Raw genomic sequence first — 21516 nt, forward strand, 5'->3', positions numbered from 1 at the left:
AATAACCCAGGAGTAAGTGGTGGATTCGGAACTGTCAGTCTGGAGTCTGATTGCAAATGCCGGTGTGTTGGTTCAGCTGGTTATGTTGTTACTTGCCGCTGCATCGGTAATGTCCTGGGCGCTTATTTTTCAGCGCTTGCAGGTATTTCGTAAAGCCCGGCAGGCACAGTTGGCGTTTGAAGAGCGCTTTTGGTCTGGCATGGATCTGGGGCAACTCTATCGTGAAGTAAACGCCGAACCCACTCCTTTCTCGGGCATGGAGGCCTTGTTCCGTGCCGGGTTCAAAGAGTTCTCCCGACTGCGCCAGCAGAGCCGTGATGCCGATGCAGTGATGGAAGGTGCGCAGCGCGCCATGCGAGTGGCTTTCTCCCGTGAGCAGGAACGGCTGGAGACCCACTTGCCGTTTTTGGCAACGGTTGGCTCTACGAGCCCTTATGTTGGTCTGTTTGGTACCGTGTGGGGCATTATGAACTCGTTCCGCGGGTTGGCCCAGGTTCAACAGGCCACGCTTGCAACGGTTGCTCCGGGCATATCGGAAGCTTTGATTGCAACGGCCATGGGTTTGTTCGCAGCAATTCCCGCCGTTATCGCGTACAACCGGTTTTCCGCCAAGTCAGACGCCCTGCTCAAAAACTACGAAACCTTTGCGGAAGAGTTTTCCAGCATTCTGCATCGCCGTGTACACAGCGCCGAGAAGGGCGCAGCCTGATGACATTTTCGGCTAACAGACGGAGCACAGCGCTATGAAAGGCATGGGGATGATGCCCGAAAACCGAAAGAAGCCGATGTCGGAAATCAACGTTGTTCCGTACATTGACGTGATGCTGGTGTTGTTGATTATTTTCATGGTTACGGCACCCATGCTTACCCAGGGCGTGAAGGTTGATCTTCCGGAGACCTCTTCCGCGCCAATTACCGCCGACAAAAATGTGGAATCCATCATAGTGTCGGTGGACTCAAATGGTGCCTATTACGTGGAAGTTGGAGATAAGGGGAGTGATCCAATGCCCCTGGCTGAAGTTCGAGCGCAGGTGGCAAAAATCCTTTCCCAAAGAACCTCCAGCGAAATTCTTGTGCGAGGTGATGAAAACGTTGATTACGGCACCGTTGTCCGCTTGATGGCGGCTTTACAGGGCGCAGGTGCGACCAGTATAGGGCTGATTACTGATTCAGCCCCGGACGAAACGTGACATCAGTGCAGGCGGAATGGTTGTGACAGGTCAGGAACGGGAATACACCAGTACGGGAGTGCCGGCCTGGAAATCGCCAGTCGCGCTCTCAGTGGCTTTGCATCTGCTCATTGCGGGCGTGGCCCTTGCGGGTTGGTCGTGGTCGAATCCTATCCAGGAACCGCCCCCCAACAGTATTTCAGCGCGCCTGATCACCCAGCAGAAGCCTGAGCCAAGCCCGGTTCTGGAGCCTGTTGACCAGCCAGACAAAGAGCAGGAACGTAAAGAGCTGCAAAAACAGAAACAGGCGGAGCTGCAGAAGCGCCAGAAAGAGGAAGAAGTACGCAAGGCTGCGGAGCAGAAAAAGCTTGAAGAAGTGAAGCGTAAAGAACAGGAGCGCAAGCAGGAGCAAGCCAAGGCTGAAGAGTTGAAGGCTAAAAAAGCTCAGGAGGCCGCCCGCCAAAAAGCTGAAGCAGAGGCTAAAGAACGAGAGCGCCGCAAGGCAGAAGCAGAGGCTGAGAAAAAGCGACAGCAAGAAGCCAAACGCAAGGCGGAAGCGGAAAAACAGCGCAAGGAAGAGCAGCGAAAGCGCGAAGAAGCCGAACGTAAAAAACAGGAAGAGCTGGCTCGCAAAGAAGCTGAGCGCAAACGGCTGGAAGCAGAGCGCAGGCTACAGGAGCAGCAGCTGGAAGCTCAGGCAGAGCAGGCCAGTAAAGCCCGCGCAGATGAGGCGCGTCGCCAGGAACAAGCGGCAGCCGCCAAAGCCCGTGAAAGCCAAATGCTGACTGATAGCCAGAAATATCAGGCTCTGATTCGTGAGAAGCTATCTAACGCATGGTACATGCCTTCGTCAGCAACTAATGAGATGACAGCACGACTGCAAATCACCCTGTTGCCAACTGGCGAACTTGCTAGCGTTAAACTGTTGGCTGGCAGTGGAAATAAAGCGTTCGATAACTCGGCTTTAAATGCAGTAAGGTCTTTGACGCGATACCCGGTGCCTTCTGAGCGGGATACCTTTGAAGCATATTTTCGTCAGTTTACGATCGAGTTCAATCCTCGAGAAATGAGATAAGGATGCGGGCATTACCATGAAACAGAACCTCTCATTCAGGCTACCCACAAGGATCTTCGCAGCGTTGATCGTGATGCTGTTAGCAACCTCCAGCGCTCAGGCCGAACTGCTGATTCGTATTACTGAAGGCGCAGACTCTGCCATCCCGGTCTCTGTGGTGCCGTTTTCAGAAAATGGCAGCATGCCGGTAGGGGATAAGCTAAGCAGCATTGTGCAGGCGGACTTGGCAATGAGTGGTGAGTTCCGCCCGCTGGCGCCAGAGAAAATGCTAAGCCTGCCGTCGAAACGCTCTGAGGTGTATTTCCGGGATTGGCGTTTGCTTGGTCAGCGCTATGTGCTTGTGGGCGAGCTTACCCGCAACGGCGACAGGGTGCAGGCGCGCTATGAGTTGTTTGATGTTAACCGTGAAGAGCGCATTCTTGGTGAAACAGCCGCCGCGCCCGCCTCGAACATTCGCTCACTGGCCCACCACGTTAGCGACAAGGTGTATGAAGCGATTACGGGCGTTCCCGGAGCATTTTCCACCAAACTGGCTTACGTAACGCTTGAGCGGGAAAACGGCAAATCACGCTACCGGTTACAGGTGAGCGATATAGATGGCAAGCGCGCGCGAATTCGCCTTGAGAGCAAGGAGCCGATTCTGTCGCCGGCCTGGTCTCCGGATGGTAAAAAGTTGGCATACGTTTCTTTTGAAACCGGCAAGCCTGCCATATTTGTTCATGAGCTCAGTTCGGGGCAGCGCACCAAGGTAGCTGACTTCCCAGGGCTGAACTCGGCGCCTGCGTGGTCACCAGATGGTCAGTCGCTGCTGATGACTTTGTCCAAAGACGGTAACGCCGAGATCTATGAGATGAATCTTCAGTCCCGCAAGGTGACGAAACTCAGTAACCACTGGGCAATTGATACTGAAGCCGCATGGGATAGTGCAGGTAAGGGTATTTTCTTTACGTCGGACCGTTCAGGTGGGCCGCAGATCTACTACATGGCAAAGCCTGGAGCGGAGCCGCGGCGGATCACCTTTGGCAGCCGATACAACGCTCGCCCGCGCCCTGATAGCACAGGCAAATATGTGTATTACGTACACCAGCGCGATCGGGCATTCACGATCGCTCGCACTAATCTTGAGAACGATGAGGAAACAGTCCTCACTCGCACAGAATCCGATGAGTCTCCCAGCGTGTCGCCAAACGGCCGCATGTTGATATACGCCACCAAGCAAAGTGGTGAAAGCGTTCTGACTGTAATTTCAGCAGATGGCGGTGCCGCATACAGCCTTCCCGCTACGGAAGGGGATGTTCGCGACCCGGCGTGGGGGCCTATTGTTCGGTAGTGGGTGGGTGCAACGGCATCCATCTGAAAAGTCGAAGTTCAAATCAACCAACGGAAAGGAATGAATCATGAAGCTGTCAGCTCAAGCCAAAGTAATTGCACTGCTGTTTTCCGCAGGCCTCTTCGCCGGTTGTAGTACCACTGGCGAAAACATGGACGAAGGAGGTTACGGCTCCGATGTTCAGCCCATCGATCAGGATGGCGGCTCTACCGTTTATGGCGGTGGTGATCAGGGCGGGATTTCTTCATCAGCAATGAGCGAAGATGAGCGCATGGAGATTGAGAGGCAGGCAGAGCAGGCAGCCCTGCGCGACATTACGACCTTCTATTTCGATTTCGACACATCTGAAATCAAGCCGGAAGCCCGTGACGTACTCATGGCTCACGCCCGTTACCTGTCCAGCAATCCTGGCCAGAAGGTTCGTCTGGAAGGCCACGGTGATGAGCGCGGCTCGAAAGAATATAACCTGGCACTGGGTGAGCGTCGTGCGAATGCCGTTCAGCGTTTCCTGATTGTGAATGGCGCTTCACGGGGCCAGATGGAAACCGTAAGCTATGGTGAAGAGAAACCGGCGGTTATGGGCTCTACAGAAAGCGCATGGGCACAAAATCGCCGTGTGGAGCTCGTATTCGAGTAAACGCACATACAACATCAGGTTAAACCCATGAGAAAACAGCTCATGGCGGCAGTGATTTTCCCGCTTGCCTTAGGGCAGGCGGGGATAACGCTGGCGCAATCATCTACGCCCGCATTCCAGAACAATGCCTCAGAAGCCCAGCGCAAGGCCAATACCAGCCAGGCCACGTCTGAATTGTTTTACATGATTCAGCAGCTCCAGGGTGAAGTACGGCGTCTGCAGGGGGAATCGGAAGAGCAGAGGCATCTGATAAAACGTTTGCAGGATCAGGGCAGGGATCGTTACATTGATCTCGACCAGCGCATACTCGATCTTTCAGAGAAAGTATCTGCCCAACCGCAAGCCACAGAAACAGCCAGCGGGGCTGCCGGAAAGAGCAAGCCTGCAGCTATACGAGAGTATCGTCAGCCGCAAGCTGAAGAGCGGAAGGCGTACAACGACATTCAGGACCTTATTCATAGTCAGAAAAAATACGACGAAGCCATTAGCCGCATCTATGAGTTTATAGACAAGTATCCCGAAGGGGATCTTACGGTCAATGCATACTATTGGCTGGGTGAGGTGTATCTGGTCAAGCCTCAGCTTGAGCAAGCCAGGCAGGCGTTCTCCATTGTAGCAACCCGTTATGCGGACCACCGCAAGGCGCCGGATGCCGTGTACAAACTGGGTGTAACCCTTGATCGGCTTGACAAGAAAGCCGAAGCACGCAGACAAATGGAGCAAGTTGTAAGCGACTACCCTGAGAGTGATGCAGCAGGACTTGCCAGAAAATTTTTGGGGTCAGGTCAGGCTCAATAAGCTGATAATCGGAAAAAAAACAGAAAACATGACGAGAGGGGGTTGATCGTCAGGGAAAAATCATTACTATATGCGCCTCGCTTGGGTCGTTAGCTCAGTTGGTAGAGCAGTTGGCTTTTAACCAATTGGTCGATGGTTCGAATCCATCACGACCCACCATATTCGATATTTCGGAGCAGTTGCTGAGCCGCTCCGGGATCGATCAGGGTCACCAGGCACTGATCAACCGTTTTAGGGTCGTTAGCTCAGTTGGTAGAGCAGTTGGCTTTTAACCAATTGGTCGATGGTTCGAATCCATCACGACCCACCATTATCAGTAGTACCAAGAATCAAGGTTCGTTAGTTTACAAAGCTTGATTCGGTAGATTGAAAAGCATTGCGAGTTAAAGCTTAAGGGCTGCAGAGATGCAGTCCTTTTTTTTTGCCAATATATCCCTGCATTCCTGCTTTTCGTGCACCTCAGCTGCGCTGCCCACCCAAGCCTTCGAAAGCCCTTTCCCCACCTTTATCATGTATTGACCAGCGTCAATTCCTTATCACATTGCATGAGGGAGGACTGGATTTTAAACGATAACAGACTAACGTGAATACGACGCCAGAGATTTATGCTGGTCGATTAGGCCGTTCAAGCGCCTAACGAAGCGGAGCATTTTATAGTGTCTGCGAGTAATTCCGGTGGTACATCCGATATAGAACGGATTATTCAGGAGTATGTTCCTGGTAAGCAGGTAACTCTTGCGCATTTGCTTGCGAACCCGACTGAGGAGCTGTGTCACAAAGTTGGGGTTGAGCATGCAGAGGCAATTGGCATTCTTACTCTTACGCCTGGCGAAACGGCCATTATTGCCGGAGATGTGGCAACCAAGTTCGCATCGGTGAAAATCGGATTTCTGGATCGATTTTCGGGCGCCCTCGTCCTTACCGGTAGCATCGGTTCGGTAGAAGAAGCATTGGGCTCCATTCTGTCTACGTTGGAATTGTCACTGGGATACAGAGTATGTCAGGCAACTCGGACTTGAAGGACAGGGATGTGAGCAAACAACCACTTCATCCTGACTTGGCAGATTTTGTTCTGGTGGGCGATGTCGGCAGCGGCAAAACGGCGCTCACTCTGGCGCTACTGGAGTCCGGTGAGCAAGTGCTGAAAACTCAGGCTGTTGTCTTTCATCCTAGCCAGGTTGTGGATACGCCCGGGGAGTTCATCAGCCGTCCCGCCTATTACGGCGCCTTGCTCTCGACCATCGCGGAGATCAGCACGATTGTGTACCTCCAGCCCGCGAATAGCAGGGCTTTCTCTTTACCTCCTGGCCTGTTGCAGGTTTACCCTGGCAAGCGGGTGATTGGTGTCGTCAGCAAGATCGATTTACCGGATGCCGATACTGACAAAGCCTGCCGAATATTGGCAGATCACAATATTTCTCCACCATATTTTTTGACTTCTACAGCAACAGGTGAAGGTGTTGCTGCTTTGAGGTCCTTTCTGATCAGTTTGCAAATGCCAGACGCCAGTATGGGAGCCAGCGAAAAACCTGCTGAAAGTGCGGGCGTTGGTGAAAACGAATGTTGATTTGAATCTGATAGGGGCCGGATTATGAAATCTCTGCTAACGGCTGAGACGATCAAGGAGCTTCACCGGAACGGGCAGACTGCTGTGGAGGTTGCGCCTCAGCGCACCATCATCACGCCAGAAGCCCGCGATGTCGCCAAAAAGCTGGGTTTGAAAATTGTTGACGTTCCGATCAACAGCGTACCTGAAAAGGACAGCATGTCCTTGGCAGGCAGCCGCCCTGATAGCTTGCAAGCTATTAAAAAGGCCGTCAGGGAAAAGCTTCCGGCCGCGCATCAGAATTCCAGTCTGCTTGACCAGTTGATTGAAAAAGCCCTGAAGGAGTTACAGCACCAGGACACGGAAGGCCCCTCGTGCGAACGGGAGAAAGCGCCCAATGGTGTTGTTCTTGTGCGCGGCGCCTCTGTTAAACCCGGAAAGTTTGATGGCGCGGGTGGCAAGCCTATAGGGCTGACTGATGTGATTGGTTCTGCCGACAACAGCTCTATAGCGGCCGGCTACATGCAGTGGGACAACTGCAGTTTTCCATGGACACTGAATTACGACGAAATTGACGTGGTTCTGGAAGGTGAACTGCACATCACCTGCGGCAATAAGACGCATATCGGAAAGCCGGGGGATGTGTTTTTTATACCCAAGGGCGCGGCTATCGAATTTGGATCGCCAGGGAAAGTACGCTTTGTATATGTGACTTACCCAGCGGACTGGTCAGCGCAATAAAAGGGGTTGTATTGATGCCATCCTGGATTACAGAAACCAGTTTGCGAGCCGAGCATGGTCTGGCCCATGGCAGTGAGGTGCACCTGCCTGCAGGGGCCAGGCTCACTCCTTCTGCAAGTCAGTTGCTCGCTGAGCGCAAAATTCGCATCAAATATATCGGTGATGACGGCCGGGTTTTCCTTCCTGATGAATCTGAAACCGGCGCTAAGCAGAAATCTTCCGTTCACCCCCTCACAAGTGCGAACAAGCGCCCGGGCAATCTTTGCTCGGTTTGCCATAGCCAGGTTGAAAAGAAGACAGAACTGCTGACGCTGCTGGACGGCGAGAAACTGGTTCCCAAGACACACCCCAGAATTGCTCTGCGTGGCAAGCTCGATACGCTCATTTCCCAAACTGTTTGGGTGCAGACCCAGTTCGCCCTGAGCTTTGAAAAGTATCCGATGCTGCGCCATGGGCTCGCAGACCTACGTTCTTTCATGGGGAATCTTCTGCGCAGCGAAGTGACCGGTGAGGCTCAGGATGAAATCAGCATGGGTGACCTGTCTGATGAAATCATTCACCGCATTTCCCATAACCCCCTGAAATATCTCGGGCACGACCATATCGTTCCGGAGCTGAAGCACGGTGCAAATGTGTCATTGCTGAACGTCCTCAGGGCGATGGCCCGAGAGGCGGAAGTAGAAGCCTGCAGAACCTTCCAGACAGACAGCTTTGATCTCACCCGGCCGGATATTGTTCAGGGGCTGAACCGGCTTAGCAGCGCTATTTACGTTTTGATGCTGATGACTCTGGTGGTGGAAACAACCGGATCTCTTCCCGACTTTGGAGGAATTTCATGATCCGGATGATGGAGCAGTGCCAAAAAGCCTGCCGCGAAGCGCCCAAGCGCATCGTTTTTCCTGATGCGCTCGATGCGCGTGTTCTGCAGGCTGCAAATGAACTTCAGCAGCAAGGGCTGGCGCAACCGATTTTCTTATGTAATCCGTTCGAGTTTCGTGATTACGCCCAAAGCGCAGGATTGGCAATGTCGTCTTTTTCAATAGTCGACCCGCAGCGCTCACGCTGGATGGATTCATTCGTCAACGCCTACCTTGCTGAAAACGAGGGAGTGGGCAGGGAGGAAACTTATAAGCTCCTGAGTGATCCGCTGTATTTTGGCGCCATGATGGTTAAGTGCGAACAAGCAGATATATGCATCGCCGGAAATGTATCCACCAGTGGTGACGTAATCCGGGCAGCAATCAAGGTCATCGGAGTTAAGGGCAGTGATAAAACCGTGTCCTCATTTTTTCTGATGTCTTCTGCGGAGGGTCAGGATTTCAGATTGTTCGCAGATGCCGGGGTGATACCTGAGCCCACGGTTGAGCAACTTGCGAGTATTGCCATCGATTCTGCCCGTAGCTTCGAGGCTCTCACTGGCGAGAAGGCGCGAGTTGCGCTTCTGTCATTTTCTACCAAGGGTAGTTCGCAGCATCCAGCAGCCCAGCGGATACGGAAAGCTTTTGAGTTGGCGAGCACCCTGGATCCATCACTGATTATTGATGGGGAGCTTCAGTTTGATACGGCTATTGTGCCTTCGGTTGCTCTGAAAAAAGCGCCCGAAAGCCCCCTGAAAGGTAACTCGAATGTTTTGATATTTCCGTCACTTGATGCCGGGAATATCGCATACAAGGTTGCCCAACGCCTTTGTAACTACACGGCGCTGGGGCCTATGTTGGTTGGTTTGTCGAAACCTATGCATGACTTGTCACGAGGCTGCACTGCCGACGAAATCGTCGACGTGGCCGTAGTGGCGTCATGCCTGGTAAACAAAGTGTAGTAACACCCTGAGGAGAACTACCCATGAACGAAGCACTTGGAATTATTGAAACAAAAGGTCTCACAGCTCTGATTGAGGCGTCTGACGCAATGGTCAAGGCCGCCAGAGTTGAGCTTGTTGGCTATAAGCAGATTGGCAGTGGTTTGGTGACTGCGATGGTACGAGGTGATGTGGCGGCCTGTAAGGCGGCAACAGATGCCGGTGCAGCTGCCGCACAGAGATTGGGCGAGTTGGTGGCTGTACACGTGATCCCACGTCCGCACGGAGACCTGGAAGCGATCTTCCCGATCAATCCGGCGGTCAAGCCTTCCGGTTCCTGAGGAAATCAGGAGGCCCTGACAAAGGTTTATTCAGATGAACGCAGTCTGGAAGCAGGCTTCAGAACAAGCCGTAAGGCGCGAGGGTACTAGCATGATGGAAGCACTAGGCATTATTGAAACCAGGGGTCTGACAGCTCTTATTGAAGCCTCGGATGCCATGGTGAAAGCCGCCCGGGTTGAACTGGTGGGTTATGAGCAGATCGGAGCTGGCTATGTCACTGCTCTGGTCAGGGGTGATGTGGCGGCCTGCAAGGCGGCAACAGATGCAGGCGCAGCGGCAGCACAAAGGCTCGGCGAGCTGATAGCTGTCCACGTTATTCCACGGCCTCACGCGGATCTGGAAGCTATTTTCCCGATTGTGCCGAAGAAGACGGTAGAGCCGGGAAAACCCAACCAGGGTAAGAAAGCATAGGGCCAAGGCTAACTGAACTGGAAGAAATCCCATGAGACTTGCAAAGGTTATCGGTCAAGTCGTTGCTACTGTCCGCAGCGAGCGTTTGGGGATGGATAAGCTGGCGTTGATCAAGTTTATCGATCAGGACGGTAAGGAAGAGAGCTCAGTCATGGTGGCAGCTGACAGGCTTGGCGCAGGGGAAGGTGAGTGGGTGCTGGTAGTCAGTGGCAGTTCCGCCCGGATGTCTGTGGATGGCACCGGCCAGACACCTGTTGACCTGAGTATCGTCGGGATTATCGACGAAGTCACCGGGGGCACTAAAACCTGGTTCAAGAAATACCAGCGAAACTATTAGGCCACCGTTATCGGGCTGTCATCAGTTCTCGGGCAGCCTGGGGGAGATGGAAGATGCAAATGGATGCACAGCAGATTGAGTCCATCGTACGCAGGGTTATTGAGCAGTTGCACTCTCCGCAGCGTGACGGTGAAAGCTACGGCGTTTTCAGAACACTTGATGATGCCGTAGCCGGGGCTCAGGATGCTTATAGAAAGATAAGAACGATGGCGCAGAGAGAAGCGATCATCGCGGCTATCCGGCGCACCGGACGCGAGAATATTCAGGCGCTGTCTGAGCTTGCCGTTCAGGAGACAGGATTTGGCCGGGTAGACGATAAAATCCGTAAGCACCAGTTGGTTCTGGACAAAACGCCGGGCACCGAAGCGGTAGTGCCTATGGCTTTGACAGGTGATCACGGGCTGTCACTTATCGAAAACGCGCCCTGGGGTGTAATAGCGTCTGTTACACCGTCAACCAATCCGTCTGCAACCATTCTGAATAACGCGATCAGCATGATTGCGGCAGGCAACTCGGTTGTGTTTTCTCCGCACCCAGCAGCCAGGGCCGTTTCACAGCGCACTATCCAGCTGATCAACCGTGCCTCTGTAAGCGCCGGCGGGCCTGCAAATCTCGTAACCTGTGTTGAAGAACCCACGATTGAAGCGGCCACTCGGCTGTTCAGTTTTCCCGGTATACACCTGTTGACCATTACGGGTGGTGAAGCAGTAGTGAATGCAGCCCGCAAGGTCACCGACAAACGCCTGATTGCTGCGGGGCCGGGCAACCCTCCGGTGGTTGTGGATGAAACCGCTGATATAGAGCGGGCGGCCATCAGCATTGTTCAGGGTGCATCGTTTGATAACAACATCATCTGTGTTGATGAGAAAGAAATCATCGCCGTAGAGTCGATTGCGACAGAGTTGAAAACGGCCATGTGCCGGCACGGAGCTGCGGAGATCAATGCCGATCAGGCTGACGCAGTGGCCAGGCTCGTTCTTGCAGGATACCCGGGGCCGAACCCGCATCCGAAGCCGGAATGGGTAGGGCGCGACGCTGAAAAAATCGCGGCTGCCGCAGGTTTCAGCGTTCCGGCAGGCACTCGCTTGCTCGTCACGGAAACCGAGCGGGATCACGCGTTCGCCACAACAGAGATGATGCTCCCTGTTATACCTTTGATACGTGCCCGTGACGCCGACCAGGCAATTGATTGGGCAGTGGAACTGGAAGCCGGCAATCGCCACACGGCAGCTATGCACTCCCGCAATATCGATAACCTTTCCCGTATGGCGCTGGAAATCAACTGCAGCCTGTTTGTGAAGAATGGGCCGTGCCTTGCGGGACTGGGCGCGGGCGGAGAAGGCTGGACGTCCATGACGATTTCCACACCCACCGGCGAGGGCGTTACCAACGCCAGCACGTTTGTACGCAAACGGCGCTGCACCATGGTGGATTCGTTCCGGATCGTCTGACAAGGAGAGTGAAATGAGCAGGACAATGGCCGAGGTCAACCGATTACTGAAGAAGACCGCTGGTCTGATCAATAACGACACTGAAAGCCTGTTTCAGGGTGAGTTCAGAGTAGGTGTTGACCTGGGTACCGCAGACATTCAGACAATAGTGCTCGATGCAGCCGGTAATCCGATTGCGGCATTCATGGATTGGACCAACGTTGTCCGCGACGGTGTGGTTGTGGATTTCTTCGGTGCCAGCCAGATTGTCCGGGAGCAGGTCCGGCGAGCTAACGCGAAGCTGGGGATTAATATTGAACAGGTCATCACGTCTTTTCCTCCCGGTACCGATTCACGTATCTCGACCAATGTCATTGAAGCCGCTGGCCTGGAAGTGGCAGGCGTTATTGATGAACCCAGTAGCGTTGCACAGTTGCTGCAGCTTGATCATGCCGCCGTAGTGGATATTGGTGGAGGAACTACAGGCACGGCCATTATTGAGCAAGGCCGGGTGGTTCGGTCGATGGATGACGCCACTGGCGGTCGGCATATTACGCTGACGCTTGCTGGGCATTTCGGTTTGCCTTACGAGGAAGCCGAAGAGATGAAACGCACCAGTAAAGACCTGGCACTGTGCCGGCTTGCTGCACCGGTGATTGGGAAAATGGCTGATATTGTTCACGGCCACATTGAAGGCCACAAGGTACCAGCCATTTATCTGACAGGCGGTTCGTGCGCGCTGCCCGGATTCCTGGAAGTCTTCGCGGCTGAGTTTCCCGGCACCGAAATTGTGATGCCTTCGCACCCGCTTTACCTCACACCCCTTGCCATAGCAACCTATTCGGACGTGATTCGAGCCAAGGAACAGAGGGTCGGATGATATGAGAACGCCCGAGCAGTCGCCCGATAACGCCCTGATCGAAAGCATCGTCACCCGCACGGTAGACGAGCTGGCGCCGCGTGGTCTGTTCAACTTCAACGCTCCGCGCCAGACATTGATGGGCGAAGGTGCGATTCTCAAAATTGGCGAGATGCTCAGTCATCTTGGCGTAATGCATGTGTTGGTGGTCGCTGACCGCGTGGTTCATGAAAAAGGCCTGATGCGGAGCATGGAGAGAAGCCTGGAGCGAGCAGGCATTGAGTTCACTATCTATCCCGGAATTACCCGGGAGCCCGATGAAACTGTTATTGCGACCGCCACAGAATTGCTTACCCGCAATCACGCGGATTTTGTACTGGGTTTTGGAGGCGGCTCCGCGCTTGATGCCGCCAAGGCCATTGCGCTAGCGGGAAGCTGCCAGAGCAGCTTGCAGCAACTGGCAGAGCCGGGATTCAAAGGTCGCCGGGTTATCGGGTTAGGTGCTGTGCCGACAACCGCTGGCACGGGATCCGAAGTAACCGACATCAGTGTGATCATGCGCGCTGATCGCAAGCACAAGTTCGTGATCAAACAGGTCGATCTGATGCCGGATTTCGCCATCGTGGATCCGGGTCTTATGCTGAATCTGCCAGCTTTGGTGACTGCGGCTACCGGCATTGATGCGCTGACCCACGCCATTGAGGCCTACGCGGCACGTAACTCACATCCTCTGGCAAAGGCTTTGGCTATCTGCGCCGTGCAGAGCATTGCAGAGGCGCTACCAGTGGTAGTGGGCAACGGTGGCGATGTTGCAGCCCGTCTCACCATGGCAACTGCGGCCTATAAAGCCGGGCTGGCTTTCAGCAATTCCGGGCTTGGTCTGGTTCATGCCATATCTCATCAGATAGGTGCCCGTTATCGCCTGGCCCATGGCATCGCCAACGGGATCCTTCTTCCCTATGTGATGCGATTCAATGCACTGGTGTGTCAGCAGGAGTATGCGGCCATTGCGCACATGCTCGGTGTGACTCGCACCGGAATGACACAAAGAGAGCAGTGTATGGCGTCAATCGATGCCGTGCGGCAACTTCTTTCAGATATCGGATTGCCTGGAAGCCTTGCGGGGACAAACATTCAGCGTGAGGACTTTGCCGCCATTGCCGCGGATGCATTAGACGATGTGTGTATCAGGGACAACCCGAGGGACGTTACTGAAGCGGACATAGTGCAGTTACTTGAAGAGGCATGCAGTACCAAATAACAACCCTTTGCTAGAAGGCGGAGAGCCGAATATGGAAACGTTAAACCAGATCATTCTTTATATCATGATGACCTTTATGGTCATCGGCGCTCTGGACCGGGTATTCATGCAGTTTGGCGGATCCGGGTTGGTGCTTGGCAAGCTTGGGCTAGGCCGGGTGGGGAAATCCATCTCCGGCGCCGGCAACGAGTTTGAAGAAGGCTTTCAGGCCATGGGTGCTCTGGCTCTGGCCATGGTCGGTATTATCGCCATGGCACCGGTACTGGCCAAAATACTGTCACCGGTCGTTGTGCCCATCTACACCTTCCTGGGTGCTGATCCGGCCATGTTCGCCACTACACTGCTTGCCAACGACATGGGAGGATACTTTCTGGCCAAGGAAATGGCCACGGCTGTAGACGGCACCGTTAACTATGGTGCCTGGATGTACGCCGGTCTGATTCTCGGCGCCATGATGGGCCCAACCATTGTATTCACCATTCCCGTTGCCGTTGGCATCATCAAAGAACAGGATCGCCCCTACCTGGCGTCCGGGGTACTCGCGGGTATTGTGACCATTCCCATTGGCTGTATTGCAGGCGGGCTGGCTGCCATGGCGTCTACGGTTCTGATTCCCGGCACTGAAGAGGCCATACAGTTCAACCTGCCGCTGATTTTCATGAACCTTATTCCGGTCATTATTGTGTCTGCCCTGATTGCAGCCGGCCTGTGGTTTATGCCCAACAAGATGATCAACGGGTTTTCAATTTTTGCAAAGTTTCTGGTTGCCTTTATCACCATTGGCCTTGCGGCTGCAGTGCTGAAAACCACACTGGGCATTACGCTGATTCCCGGTATGGATCCGATTTTCATGTCCCCGGGTGATGAGCCGGGCATAGATATGCGAGCCATCGAAGTCATTGGTTCCATCGCCATCATCCTGTTGGGCGCTTACCCCATGGTGTTGTTGCTGACCCGCTGGTTCGAGAAGCCATTGCTGAAGATGGGCAACGTGCTGAATGTAAACCCCACCGCAGCAACTGGCCTGATTGCTACCCTCGCCAACAACATCCCCATGTTCCAGGTAATGAAGGATATGGACAGCCGCGGCAAGATTCTTTGCTCCGCATTTGCCGTCAGCGCCGCGTTTACCTTTGGTGACCACCTGGGTTTCACCGCAGCGAATAAGCCAGACATGATCATGGCTGTCATCATCGGCAAGCTCGTTGGTGGCATCACTGCCGTACTGTTCGCCATGCTGCTTGCAGACCGGATGATTGCGTCTATTGAAAAGAACGGCAAGCCGGCCTCTGATTCATCCACGCCAGAGGAGGCGAAGGGACAACTGTGAATAGAAAAACCGTACACAGTGTCGGTATTGATATCGGTACCACCACAACCCAGGTGATCTTTTCACGGCTCACCATGGTCAACCGGGCGCCTGTTACTCAGGTGCCCCGGTATGAGTTTGTGGAACGGGAGATCTTTTTCCAGAGCCCTGTCAGCCCCACGCCTCTGCAGGAGGATGGAACCGTGAATGTTCCCATGCTGCAGCGGTTCATCGACGATCAGTTTGCGGCCGCTGGTATCACACTCAGCGATATTGAAACCGGGGCCATTATCATCACCGGCGAAACCTCCAAGGTGAAGAACGCCAGGGATACTGTTCTGAACCTTGCAGAGCGGCTGGGCGATTTTGTGGTGGCCACGGCAGGCCCGAACCTGGAGTCTGTGATTGCAGGCAGGGGCAGCGGCGCCGGAGACTACTCCAAACAAAACCATGCACGGGTACTGAACATCGATATTGGCGGTGGCACCAGCAATTACGTGGTGTTTAACAGTGGTCGTGTAGAAGACACCGCCTGCCTTAATATCGGCGGGAACCTGATCAAAACGGACCGCTCAGGATCGGTAACAAAAATCCGTGAGCCGGCGAAGTGGGTTATCGAGTCCCTGTTCGGTGAGTCGTTGCCGGAAGCCCGGATAAGCGCAGATCACCTTGAAAAAATTGTCAGTCGCATGGCGCAACTGGTTGTCGATGTCATCGTCGGCAACCGCTCAGAGTTGTGTCAAAAGCTGATGATGACGTCTGATCTGAAGGAACCAGGTGAGTTCGACGCTGTATTTATAAGCGGAGGCGTGGGTACCAGTTACTACAGCTTGAAAACCGAAGCACTCGAGCCGTTCCACTGGCAAGACATAGGCATATTGCTCGGCGGTGCGTTACTGAAGCATCCCACGTTGTCTGCCATGAATGTCCGCGTACCTTTGCAGACCCAGCAGGCCACAGTTATTGGCGCAGGCGCCTATTCCATGTCGCTCTCCGGAAGCTCGATCTGGCTGAATGTTGATTCGCTACCTATCCGCAATATACCGGTAGTAGAGCCGCAGATTGATTGGCAGACAGCCGATCTGCCAGCGGTTTGCCAGCAGATTATCGAAGCAGCAGAACGTATGGATCTGCGCTTGCGAGAGGATAGTTACGCCATTGCGCTGGGAAGGGATATGCCCATGAGCTATCGCGTGGTGCATCACACAGCAATAGAGATTGCAGAATATTATCAGCAGCATGGCAATCGCCAGGCACCTGCAATCATCGTGACGGAGAACGACCTGGGGAAAGTGTTGGGGATGGAGTTGCAGCCCCTGATCGACCCCCAGAAGCTACTGGTTATTGATGAAGTGCGTGCCGTTGCCGGTGACTATATCGATGTCGGCGAAAGTTTTTTTGGCGGGGAAGTTGTGCCATTAACCATCAAATCTCTGGCATTTCCTGCCTAGAGGGGGAGGTTTTCATGATCTTAAAAACAACACTGTTCGGGCAGGTTTATCAGTTCCGTGACGTAAAGGATGTGCTTGCAAAAGCCAACGAACTTCGTTCGGGTGATGTGCTTGCGGGTGTTGCTGCAGAAACGGCTCAGGAGCGCGTGGCTGCCAAGCAGGTATTGAGTGAAATGCGCCTGGAAGTGCTGCGGGAAAACCCGATAGTGCCCTATGAGGAAGACGCCGTAACCCGGGTAATACAAGATGCCGTGAACACCGGGATCTATGATGAGATCAAACACTGGACCGTCAGCGAGCTGAGAGAGTACATACTCTCGGATGTGCCGACCCGCGAGGATTATGAACGCCTGCGCAAAGGTCTGACTGCCGAAATGGTCGCCGCCGTATGCAAGATTTGCTCGAACGGCGATCTCATGGTGGGCGCTAAAAAGCTCTACGTGATCTCCAAGGCAAATTGCACCATCGGCACCCCTGGAACCTTCTCTGCCCGGCTGCAGCCCAACGACACCCGTGACGATCTCGACAGCATTATGGTGCAGGTCTACGAAGGGCTGACATACGGCTGCGGTGATGCGGTAATTGGCGTTAACCCGGTGACCGAGTCCGTAGAGAATACCCTGCGGATTCTGAACGCCATCAAGGAAGCGACCGACAAGTGGAACATACCCACCCAGGGTTGCGTGCTGGCCCACATCTCCAACCAGATGGCAGCACTTGAAAAAGGCGCACCGGGCGGCTTGCTGTTCCAGAGTCTGTCTGGCACTGAAAAAGGCCTGACCGAATTTGGTGTTACTGTCGATTTGCTCGATGAAGCCTATGAGATGGGCAAGCATTACTGCAAATTGGCCGGTTCCAACATGATGTACTTTGAAACGGGGCAGGGCTCTGCGCTTTCTGCCAATGCCCACCACGGCGCAGACCAGGTGACTGTGGAAGCGCGCAACTATGGTTTGGCACGACGCTATAAGCCGCACATGGTGAATACGGTGGTCGGCTTTATCGGGCCAGAATACCTGTTCAACCACCAGCAAATTACCCGGGCGGCACTTGAAGACCACTTCATGGGCAAGCTGACCGGCATATCCATGGGCTGCGACGCCTGCTACACCAACCATGCGGAAACCGACCAGAACTCCAACGAGAACCTGATCGTTCTGTTGGCCGCAGCGGGCTGCAACTTCACCATGTCTTTGCCCCTTGGCGACGACATCATGCTGAACTACCAGACTACCGGTTTCCACGACATTGCTACGGCCCGGCAGCTTCTGGGTTATCGGCCCGCTCCCGAGTTTGAGGCCTGGATGGAGACCATGGGCCTGATGGAGAACGGCAAGCTCACTGCCCGCGCGGGCGACCCATCCATCTTCTTTGATTGAGGTGACGACCATGGACGAGCAAACAATTCAGAGTATCGTCAATTCGGTGTTGCGTGAGTTGGGTGAGCATTCGCTCCCGGCTGGACAGGTAACCCGTGTTCAGCCCCAGAGCAACGGTTCACAGCAAAACAACCCACCGGCTTACAAACCCTCTGAAGCCGCTGGCAGTAAGGCCGAGGTAAAAGATCAGAGCCAGGGGCTGGAAGATCTCAGCCTGGACAAGTTTGTGCACTGGAATGGTATCGAGAATGGCCACAACGATTCGGTAAACAGCGACATGGTCAAGCAAACGGCCGCGCGAGTTTGCCAGGGCCGCGCTGGCCCAAGGCCTCGCACCCGTTCGCTGCTGCGTTTTCTTGCGGACCACTCACGTTCCAAAGATACGGTAGTCAAGGAAGTAGCTCCAGAGTGGCTTGAGCAGCAAAATCTCTGGGAAGTGCAGACCTGTGTCACCGATAAGAGTGAGTACCTCAGGCGCCCGGATCTCGGTCGCAAGCTTTCCGACGAGGCAAAGAAAACGATCGGAGAACGTTGCAAAAAATCACCTCAGGTTCAGGTGGTTATTTCTGACGGGCTAAGTACAGATGCCGTCACCAATAACCTCGAAGAAATCATACCGCCTCTGATGAAAGGTCTGGAGAGCGCTGGGTTTACCGTGGGTACACCTTTCTTCTTGCGCTACGGTCGTGTGAAAGCTCAGGATGAAATTGGCAACCTGCTACAGGCCGAGGCTAACTTGCTGTTGATTGGGGAGCGACCAGGGCTTGGGCAGTCTGAAAGTTTGAGCTGTTATTGCGTCTACAAGCCCACCGAGAAGACGGTGGAGTCGGATCGTATGGTGATTTCCAATATCCATACAGGCGGTACACCACCCATAGAAGCGGCAGCTGTTATTGTCGATCTGACACGCAAAATGCTGGAACAGAAAGCGAGCGGGCTGAAAATGAAACGCTGAAGCCAAGGGCTCAGACACATGGTTCGGAGTTCTTTACAAAAAGACTCCCGGCAAGATACGAAAGGAGCACCATCATGGCAATTCGGGACGAAATCAGAGCAACGGTATTGGCTACCCGTGTTATCGCGTCAGTCGATGACGCAATGATGAAACAGTTCAACCTTAAAAAAGAACAGCGCTGCATCGGAATGATCACAGCCGACAGTGATGACGTTACTTATGTGGCGCTGGATGAAGCCACGAAAGCCGCACAGGTTGATGTGGTGTACGCACGGTCATTCTACGCCGGTGCCGCCCACTCATCTGGCTTGTTGTCAGGTGAGGTGATCGGCATCATCGCCGGGCCGGGGCCTGCAGATGTTATCGCCGGGCTCCAGCGCGCGCAGGAAGTTATCGAGAACGAAGCCTGCTTTTACTCCGCTAACGAAGAGGGCAGTATCGCGTATTTTGCCCATCTGGTATCCGCCACAGGTGGCTACCTGTCGAAAGAGGGCGGGATGAAACGAGGCGATTCGATGGCGTATCTGATTGCGCCACCACTGGAAGCAATGTTCGGTATGGATGCGGCACTGAAAGCAGCCAGCGTTCAAGTGGCTACCTTCTTTTCACCGCCTTCTGAAACGAACTACGGTGGGGGATTCCTGACCGGTAGCCAGGCAGCTTGCAGAGCAGCTTGCGAGGCCTTCGAGGAGGCAGTTCTGGCGGTTGCCAGAAACCCTATTGATATATGAGCGGCTCGATTGACATGAACTCTCTTGTTGAAAAGGTCAGAAGCGCAGGCGTTGTCGGCGCTGGTGGTGGAGGCTTTCCGTCTTACGTCAAAATGCAGGCGCGGGCGGACATCCTGATTGCCAACGGCGCGGAATGCGAGCCCCTGCTGTATAAGGATCAAACAATCATTCAACAGTTTGCAGCCGAACTCCTTAAAGGTATGGCGTTAGTAATGGAGCAAACGGGTGCAAGCCGGGGCGTTATAGCCATCAAGGAGAAGCACCAGGATTCGATATCGCATATCGAAGGGCTCTTGCCGGGCAACATTGAACTGAAACGAATGACAAACATGTACCCGGCAGGCGATGAATACGAACTGGTTTACGAGATAACAGGGGATCGTATCCCTGCGGGTGGTCTGCCAAAAGATGTCGGCGTTGCGGTTCAGAACGTTGAGACGTTGGTGAACATTGCAAGGGCTGCAGAAGGTAAACCGGTTACCAGAACCATGATAACCGTGCACGGAGAGGTGGAGCACCCCTTCACGGCCTGGTTGCCCATAGGCATGCGCTTTGCGGATGTTATCAGTCTTGCTGGCGCCATTACCTGTGATGATCCGGTGGTGATTGATGGCGGTGCAATGATGGGGACGGTAGTTGACGACATGGACGCGTCGATTGCAGCGGTGAGCAGTGGGCTGCTGGTGCTGCCACGGGATAGCTATCTCGTGAGGCGGCGTTCGGAAACCGAGCAGCAATACAAGCGCATCGGAAAATCCGGCTGTGATCAGTGCACACTGTGCACCGAAATGTGCCCCAGGTACCTGCTCGGTTATCCGATACAGCCGCATCTGGTAATGCGCTCTCTGCTGACGACAGGTGTGGTCAGCGAAACCTTGTCAGTCCATGCCCAAGCCTGTTGCGAGTGCAATATTTGTACTTTGTGGGCCTGCCCGGAGCAACTGAACCCCCGGGATATCTGTGTATCAACCAAACGTGACCTCAAGGCCAACGATCTGTGGCTGACACCCGAGCAGCTGCAGGGCCAGACCCGTGAGGTGCATAGTATGCGTGAGTATCGAGGCGTACCATCGCAACGGCTGACCCGAAAGCTGGGGCTGGCAAAATACGACGGTAAAACTGCGCATTGGAAAGACGTCCAGGTAAATCCGTCGAGGGTGGTTATTTCCTTGCATCAGCGCATGGGGCAGCAGCCAGAACCTGTAGTCCGAAGTGGGGATATGGTGAGCGAGGGGGATATTATTGCAGCGCCGCCCAAGGAGGGCATGGGCATACCATTGCACGCCAGCATAAGCGGCAAAGTGACCCTGACGGGTGACAGTATCGTTATTAACGCCGTCATGTGACGGAGTTTTACAGGGTTCCGGATGGGAAGTAATCATGAGCAATAAAAGTGCGATCGGAATGATTGAAATGAATTCAATCGCAAAAGGCTACGCGGTAGGCGACGCCATGTTGAAGGCGGCAAACGTGGAAATCGTGTTTAACCGGACCATCTGCCCGGGCAAGTTCATGGTCATGGTGGCGGGCGATGTGGCTGCTGTTGAGTCTGCCATGTCTGCGGGCCTGGATTTGGGCAGCGAAACCATCGTCGACGAACTGATTATACCCAATGTTCACCCGTCCGTTTTCGCCGCTATCAGCGGCACCCGGGTGATCGAGGAAACGGCTGCCCTGGGTATTATAGAGACCTTCTCTGTTGCCACCATTATTCAGGCGGCAGACGCTGCGGTAAAAGCAGCCAACGTTGAGTTGATCGACATTCATCTGGCGATGGCGATCGGCGGCAAAGGCTTCCTGACCCTGACAGGTGATGTCGCTGCGGTAACCGCAGCAGTAGATGCGGGAACAGATTTCATCAAGAGCAAGGGGATGCTGGTAGATAAAGTTGTGATTCCTCAGCCGCGCAAAGAGATCTTGCAGGACAAGTTATAGTGCTTACAGTGCTACTGCTGTC

At 54.1% G+C, this 21516-nt stretch carries 24 protein-coding genes and 2 tRNA genes; all 26 read left to right on the forward strand.

The window, feature by feature from the left end; translation table 11 throughout:
• Positions 1 to 19 precede the first annotated feature (19 nt).
• The 26 genes from tolQ to RKA07_RS07130 all read left to right on the forward strand — a co-directional run bounded on the left by tolQ (position 20) and on the right by RKA07_RS07130 (position 21494).
• Positions 20 to 709: a protein TolQ gene (tolQ, locus tag RKA07_RS07005; RefSeq protein WP_200200899.1), complete on the forward strand. Its 690-nt coding sequence runs from the start codon at positions 20 to 22 to the stop codon at positions 707 to 709.
• 34 nt (positions 710 to 743) lie between these two features.
• Positions 744 to 1190 (forward strand): protein TolR, encoded by a 447-nt coding sequence (tolR, locus tag RKA07_RS07010; RefSeq protein ID WP_200200898.1) that lies wholly within the window; start codon positions 744 to 746, stop codon positions 1188 to 1190.
• A 22-nt stretch (positions 1191 to 1212) separates the two neighbouring features.
• A complete protein-coding gene (gene tolA, locus RKA07_RS07015; RefSeq protein ID WP_435404611.1) occupies positions 1213 to 2244 on the forward strand; it encodes a cell envelope integrity protein TolA in 1032 nt (343 codons plus the stop codon).
• 73 nt (positions 2245 to 2317) lie between these two features.
• Entirely contained in the window at positions 2318 to 3574 is a 1257-nt protein-coding gene (tolB, locus tag RKA07_RS07020; RefSeq protein ID WP_435404612.1) for a Tol-Pal system beta propeller repeat protein TolB, read from the forward strand.
• A gap of 67 nt (positions 3575 to 3641) precedes the next feature.
• Positions 3642 to 4211, forward strand: a complete 570-nt coding sequence (gene pal / locus RKA07_RS07025) for a peptidoglycan-associated lipoprotein Pal (RefSeq protein WP_200369430.1) — start codon at positions 3642 to 3644, stop codon at positions 4209 to 4211.
• A gap of 27 nt (positions 4212 to 4238) precedes the next feature.
• Positions 4239 to 5009, forward strand: coding sequence for a tol-pal system protein YbgF (ybgF, locus tag RKA07_RS07030; protein WP_310965952.1), 771 nt, complete (start codon positions 4239 to 4241; stop codon positions 5007 to 5009).
• 83 nt (positions 5010 to 5092) lie between these two features.
• Positions 5093 to 5168: transfer RNA gene (locus tag RKA07_RS07035), tRNA-Lys, on the forward strand.
• A 75-nt stretch (positions 5169 to 5243) separates the two neighbouring features.
• Positions 5244 to 5319 (forward strand) — tRNA-Lys (locus tag RKA07_RS07040).
• Between the two features lie 346 nt (positions 5320 to 5665).
• Positions 5666 to 6028 carry an ethanolamine utilization microcompartment protein EutS gene (gene eutS, locus RKA07_RS07045; protein ID WP_310965953.1) on the forward strand — a complete coding sequence of 121 codons (363 nt, stop codon included), beginning with the start codon at positions 5666 to 5668 and terminating at the stop codon, positions 6026 to 6028.
• A gap of 11 nt (positions 6029 to 6039) precedes the next feature.
• Complete coding sequence (locus RKA07_RS07050) at positions 6040 to 6576, forward strand: EutP/PduV family microcompartment system protein (protein ID WP_200201291.1); 537 nt, start codon at positions 6040 to 6042, stop codon at positions 6574 to 6576.
• 24 nt (positions 6577 to 6600) lie between these two features.
• Positions 6601 to 7296, forward strand: coding sequence for an ethanolamine utilization acetate kinase EutQ (gene eutQ, locus RKA07_RS07055; protein WP_200369433.1), 696 nt, complete (start codon positions 6601 to 6603; stop codon positions 7294 to 7296).
• Between the two features lie 14 nt (positions 7297 to 7310).
• Entirely contained in the window at positions 7311 to 8135 is an 825-nt protein-coding gene (gene eutT, locus RKA07_RS07060; RefSeq protein ID WP_200369434.1) for an ethanolamine utilization cob(I)yrinic acid a,c-diamide adenosyltransferase EutT, read from the forward strand.
• Positions 8132 to 9115, forward strand: coding sequence for a phosphate acetyltransferase (pta, locus tag RKA07_RS07065; RefSeq protein WP_200200890.1), 984 nt, complete (start codon positions 8132 to 8134; stop codon positions 9113 to 9115). The genes eutT and pta overlap by 4 nt, the downstream gene beginning before the upstream one ends.
• 23 nt (positions 9116 to 9138) lie before the next feature.
• Complete coding sequence (gene eutM / locus RKA07_RS07070) at positions 9139 to 9435, forward strand: ethanolamine utilization microcompartment protein EutM (RefSeq protein ID WP_200200889.1); 297 nt, start codon at positions 9139 to 9141, stop codon at positions 9433 to 9435.
• A gap of 91 nt (positions 9436 to 9526) precedes the next feature.
• A complete protein-coding gene (gene eutM / locus RKA07_RS07075; RefSeq protein WP_200201290.1) occupies positions 9527 to 9847 on the forward strand; it encodes an ethanolamine utilization microcompartment protein EutM in 321 nt (106 codons plus the stop codon).
• 31 nt (positions 9848 to 9878) lie between these two features.
• Positions 9879 to 10184: a EutN/CcmL family microcompartment protein gene (locus tag RKA07_RS07080; protein WP_200200888.1), complete on the forward strand. Its 306-nt coding sequence runs from the start codon at positions 9879 to 9881 to the stop codon at positions 10182 to 10184.
• A gap of 59 nt (positions 10185 to 10243) precedes the next feature.
• Complete coding sequence (locus RKA07_RS07085) at positions 10244 to 11635, forward strand: aldehyde dehydrogenase family protein (RefSeq protein WP_227714593.1); 1392 nt, start codon at positions 10244 to 10246, stop codon at positions 11633 to 11635.
• A gap of 13 nt (positions 11636 to 11648) precedes the next feature.
• A complete protein-coding gene (gene eutJ / locus RKA07_RS07090) occupies positions 11649 to 12494 on the forward strand; it encodes an ethanolamine utilization protein EutJ (protein ID WP_310965955.1) in 846 nt (281 codons plus the stop codon).
• 1 nt (position 12495) lies between these two features.
• The gene (locus RKA07_RS07095) at positions 12496 to 13734 is read left to right on the forward strand and encodes an iron-containing alcohol dehydrogenase (RefSeq protein ID WP_200200885.1); all 1239 of its coding nucleotides are present in this window, start codon (positions 12496 to 12498) and stop codon (positions 13732 to 13734) included.
• Positions 13735 to 13765: 31 nt separating this feature from the next.
• On the forward strand, positions 13766 to 15064 hold the full coding sequence (gene eutH, locus RKA07_RS07100; protein WP_310965956.1) for an ethanolamine utilization protein EutH: 1299 nt from the start codon (positions 13766 to 13768) through the stop codon (positions 15062 to 15064).
• On the forward strand, positions 15061 to 16494 hold the full coding sequence (locus RKA07_RS07105) for an ethanolamine ammonia-lyase reactivating factor EutA (protein WP_310965957.1): 1434 nt from the start codon (positions 15061 to 15063) through the stop codon (positions 16492 to 16494). The genes eutH and RKA07_RS07105 overlap by 4 nt, the downstream gene beginning before the upstream one ends.
• 14 nt (positions 16495 to 16508) lie before the next feature.
• Positions 16509 to 17873: an ethanolamine ammonia-lyase subunit EutB gene (locus tag RKA07_RS07110; RefSeq protein WP_200200882.1), complete on the forward strand. Its 1365-nt coding sequence runs from the start codon at positions 16509 to 16511 to the stop codon at positions 17871 to 17873.
• 10 nt (positions 17874 to 17883) lie between these two features.
• The gene (gene eutC / locus RKA07_RS07115) at positions 17884 to 18828 is read left to right on the forward strand and encodes an ethanolamine ammonia-lyase subunit EutC (RefSeq protein WP_310965958.1); all 945 of its coding nucleotides are present in this window, start codon (positions 17884 to 17886) and stop codon (positions 18826 to 18828) included.
• A 74-nt stretch (positions 18829 to 18902) separates the two neighbouring features.
• Complete coding sequence (eutL, locus tag RKA07_RS07120; RefSeq protein ID WP_200200880.1) at positions 18903 to 19559, forward strand: ethanolamine utilization microcompartment protein EutL; 657 nt, start codon at positions 18903 to 18905, stop codon at positions 19557 to 19559.
• On the forward strand, positions 19556 to 20905 hold the full coding sequence (locus tag RKA07_RS07125) for a 4Fe-4S dicluster domain-containing protein (RefSeq protein WP_310965959.1): 1350 nt from the start codon (positions 19556 to 19558) through the stop codon (positions 20903 to 20905). Before eutL ends, RKA07_RS07125 begins: the two co-directional genes overlap by 4 nt.
• Before the next feature lie 34 nt (positions 20906 to 20939).
• Complete coding sequence (locus tag RKA07_RS07130; protein ID WP_200200878.1) at positions 20940 to 21494, forward strand: BMC domain-containing protein; 555 nt, start codon at positions 20940 to 20942, stop codon at positions 21492 to 21494.
• Positions 21495 to 21516: the final 22 nt, after the last annotated feature.

This window comes from Marinobacter xiaoshiensis (genome assembly GCF_031631795.1).
Lineage (GTDB): Bacteria > Pseudomonadota > Gammaproteobacteria > Pseudomonadales > Oleiphilaceae > Marinobacter > Marinobacter xiaoshiensis.

Coding starts and splice junctions, on each gene's coding strand:
- tolR (WP_200200898.1), top strand. CDS start 744: ATGAAAGGCATGGGGATGATGCCCGAAAACCGAAAGAAGCCGATGTCG.
- tolB (WP_435404612.1), top strand. CDS start 2,318: ATGCTGTTAGCAACCTCCAGCGCTCAGGCCGAACTGCTGATTCGTATT.
- pal (WP_200369430.1), top strand. CDS start 3,642: ATGAAGCTGTCAGCTCAAGCCAAAGTAATTGCACTGCTGTTTTCCGCA.
- ybgF (WP_310965952.1), top strand. CDS start 4,239: ATGAGAAAACAGCTCATGGCGGCAGTGATTTTCCCGCTTGCCTTAGGG.
- eutQ (WP_200369433.1), top strand. CDS start 6,601: ATGAAATCTCTGCTAACGGCTGAGACGATCAAGGAGCTTCACCGGAAC.
- eutT (WP_200369434.1), top strand. CDS start 7,311: ATGCCATCCTGGATTACAGAAACCAGTTTGCGAGCCGAGCATGGTCTG.
- pta (WP_200200890.1), top strand. CDS start 8,132: ATGATCCGGATGATGGAGCAGTGCCAAAAAGCCTGCCGCGAAGCGCCC.
- eutM (WP_200200889.1), top strand. CDS start 9,139: ATGAACGAAGCACTTGGAATTATTGAAACAAAAGGTCTCACAGCTCTG.
- eutM (WP_200201290.1), top strand. CDS start 9,527: ATGATGGAAGCACTAGGCATTATTGAAACCAGGGGTCTGACAGCTCTT.
- RKA07_RS07080 (WP_200200888.1), top strand. CDS start 9,879: ATGAGACTTGCAAAGGTTATCGGTCAAGTCGTTGCTACTGTCCGCAGC.
- RKA07_RS07085 (WP_227714593.1), top strand. CDS start 10,244: ATGGATGCACAGCAGATTGAGTCCATCGTACGCAGGGTTATTGAGCAG.
- eutJ (WP_310965955.1), top strand. CDS start 11,649: ATGAGCAGGACAATGGCCGAGGTCAACCGATTACTGAAGAAGACCGCT.
- RKA07_RS07095 (WP_200200885.1), top strand. CDS start 12,496: ATGAGAACGCCCGAGCAGTCGCCCGATAACGCCCTGATCGAAAGCATC.
- eutH (WP_310965956.1), top strand. CDS start 13,766: ATGGAAACGTTAAACCAGATCATTCTTTATATCATGATGACCTTTATG.
- RKA07_RS07110 (WP_200200882.1), top strand. CDS start 16,509: ATGATCTTAAAAACAACACTGTTCGGGCAGGTTTATCAGTTCCGTGAC.
- eutC (WP_310965958.1), top strand. CDS start 17,884: ATGGACGAGCAAACAATTCAGAGTATCGTCAATTCGGTGTTGCGTGAG.
- eutL (WP_200200880.1), top strand. CDS start 18,903: ATGGCAATTCGGGACGAAATCAGAGCAACGGTATTGGCTACCCGTGTT.
- RKA07_RS07125 (WP_310965959.1), top strand. CDS start 19,556: ATGAGCGGCTCGATTGACATGAACTCTCTTGTTGAAAAGGTCAGAAGC.
- RKA07_RS07130 (WP_200200878.1), top strand. CDS start 20,940: ATGAGCAATAAAAGTGCGATCGGAATGATTGAAATGAATTCAATCGCA.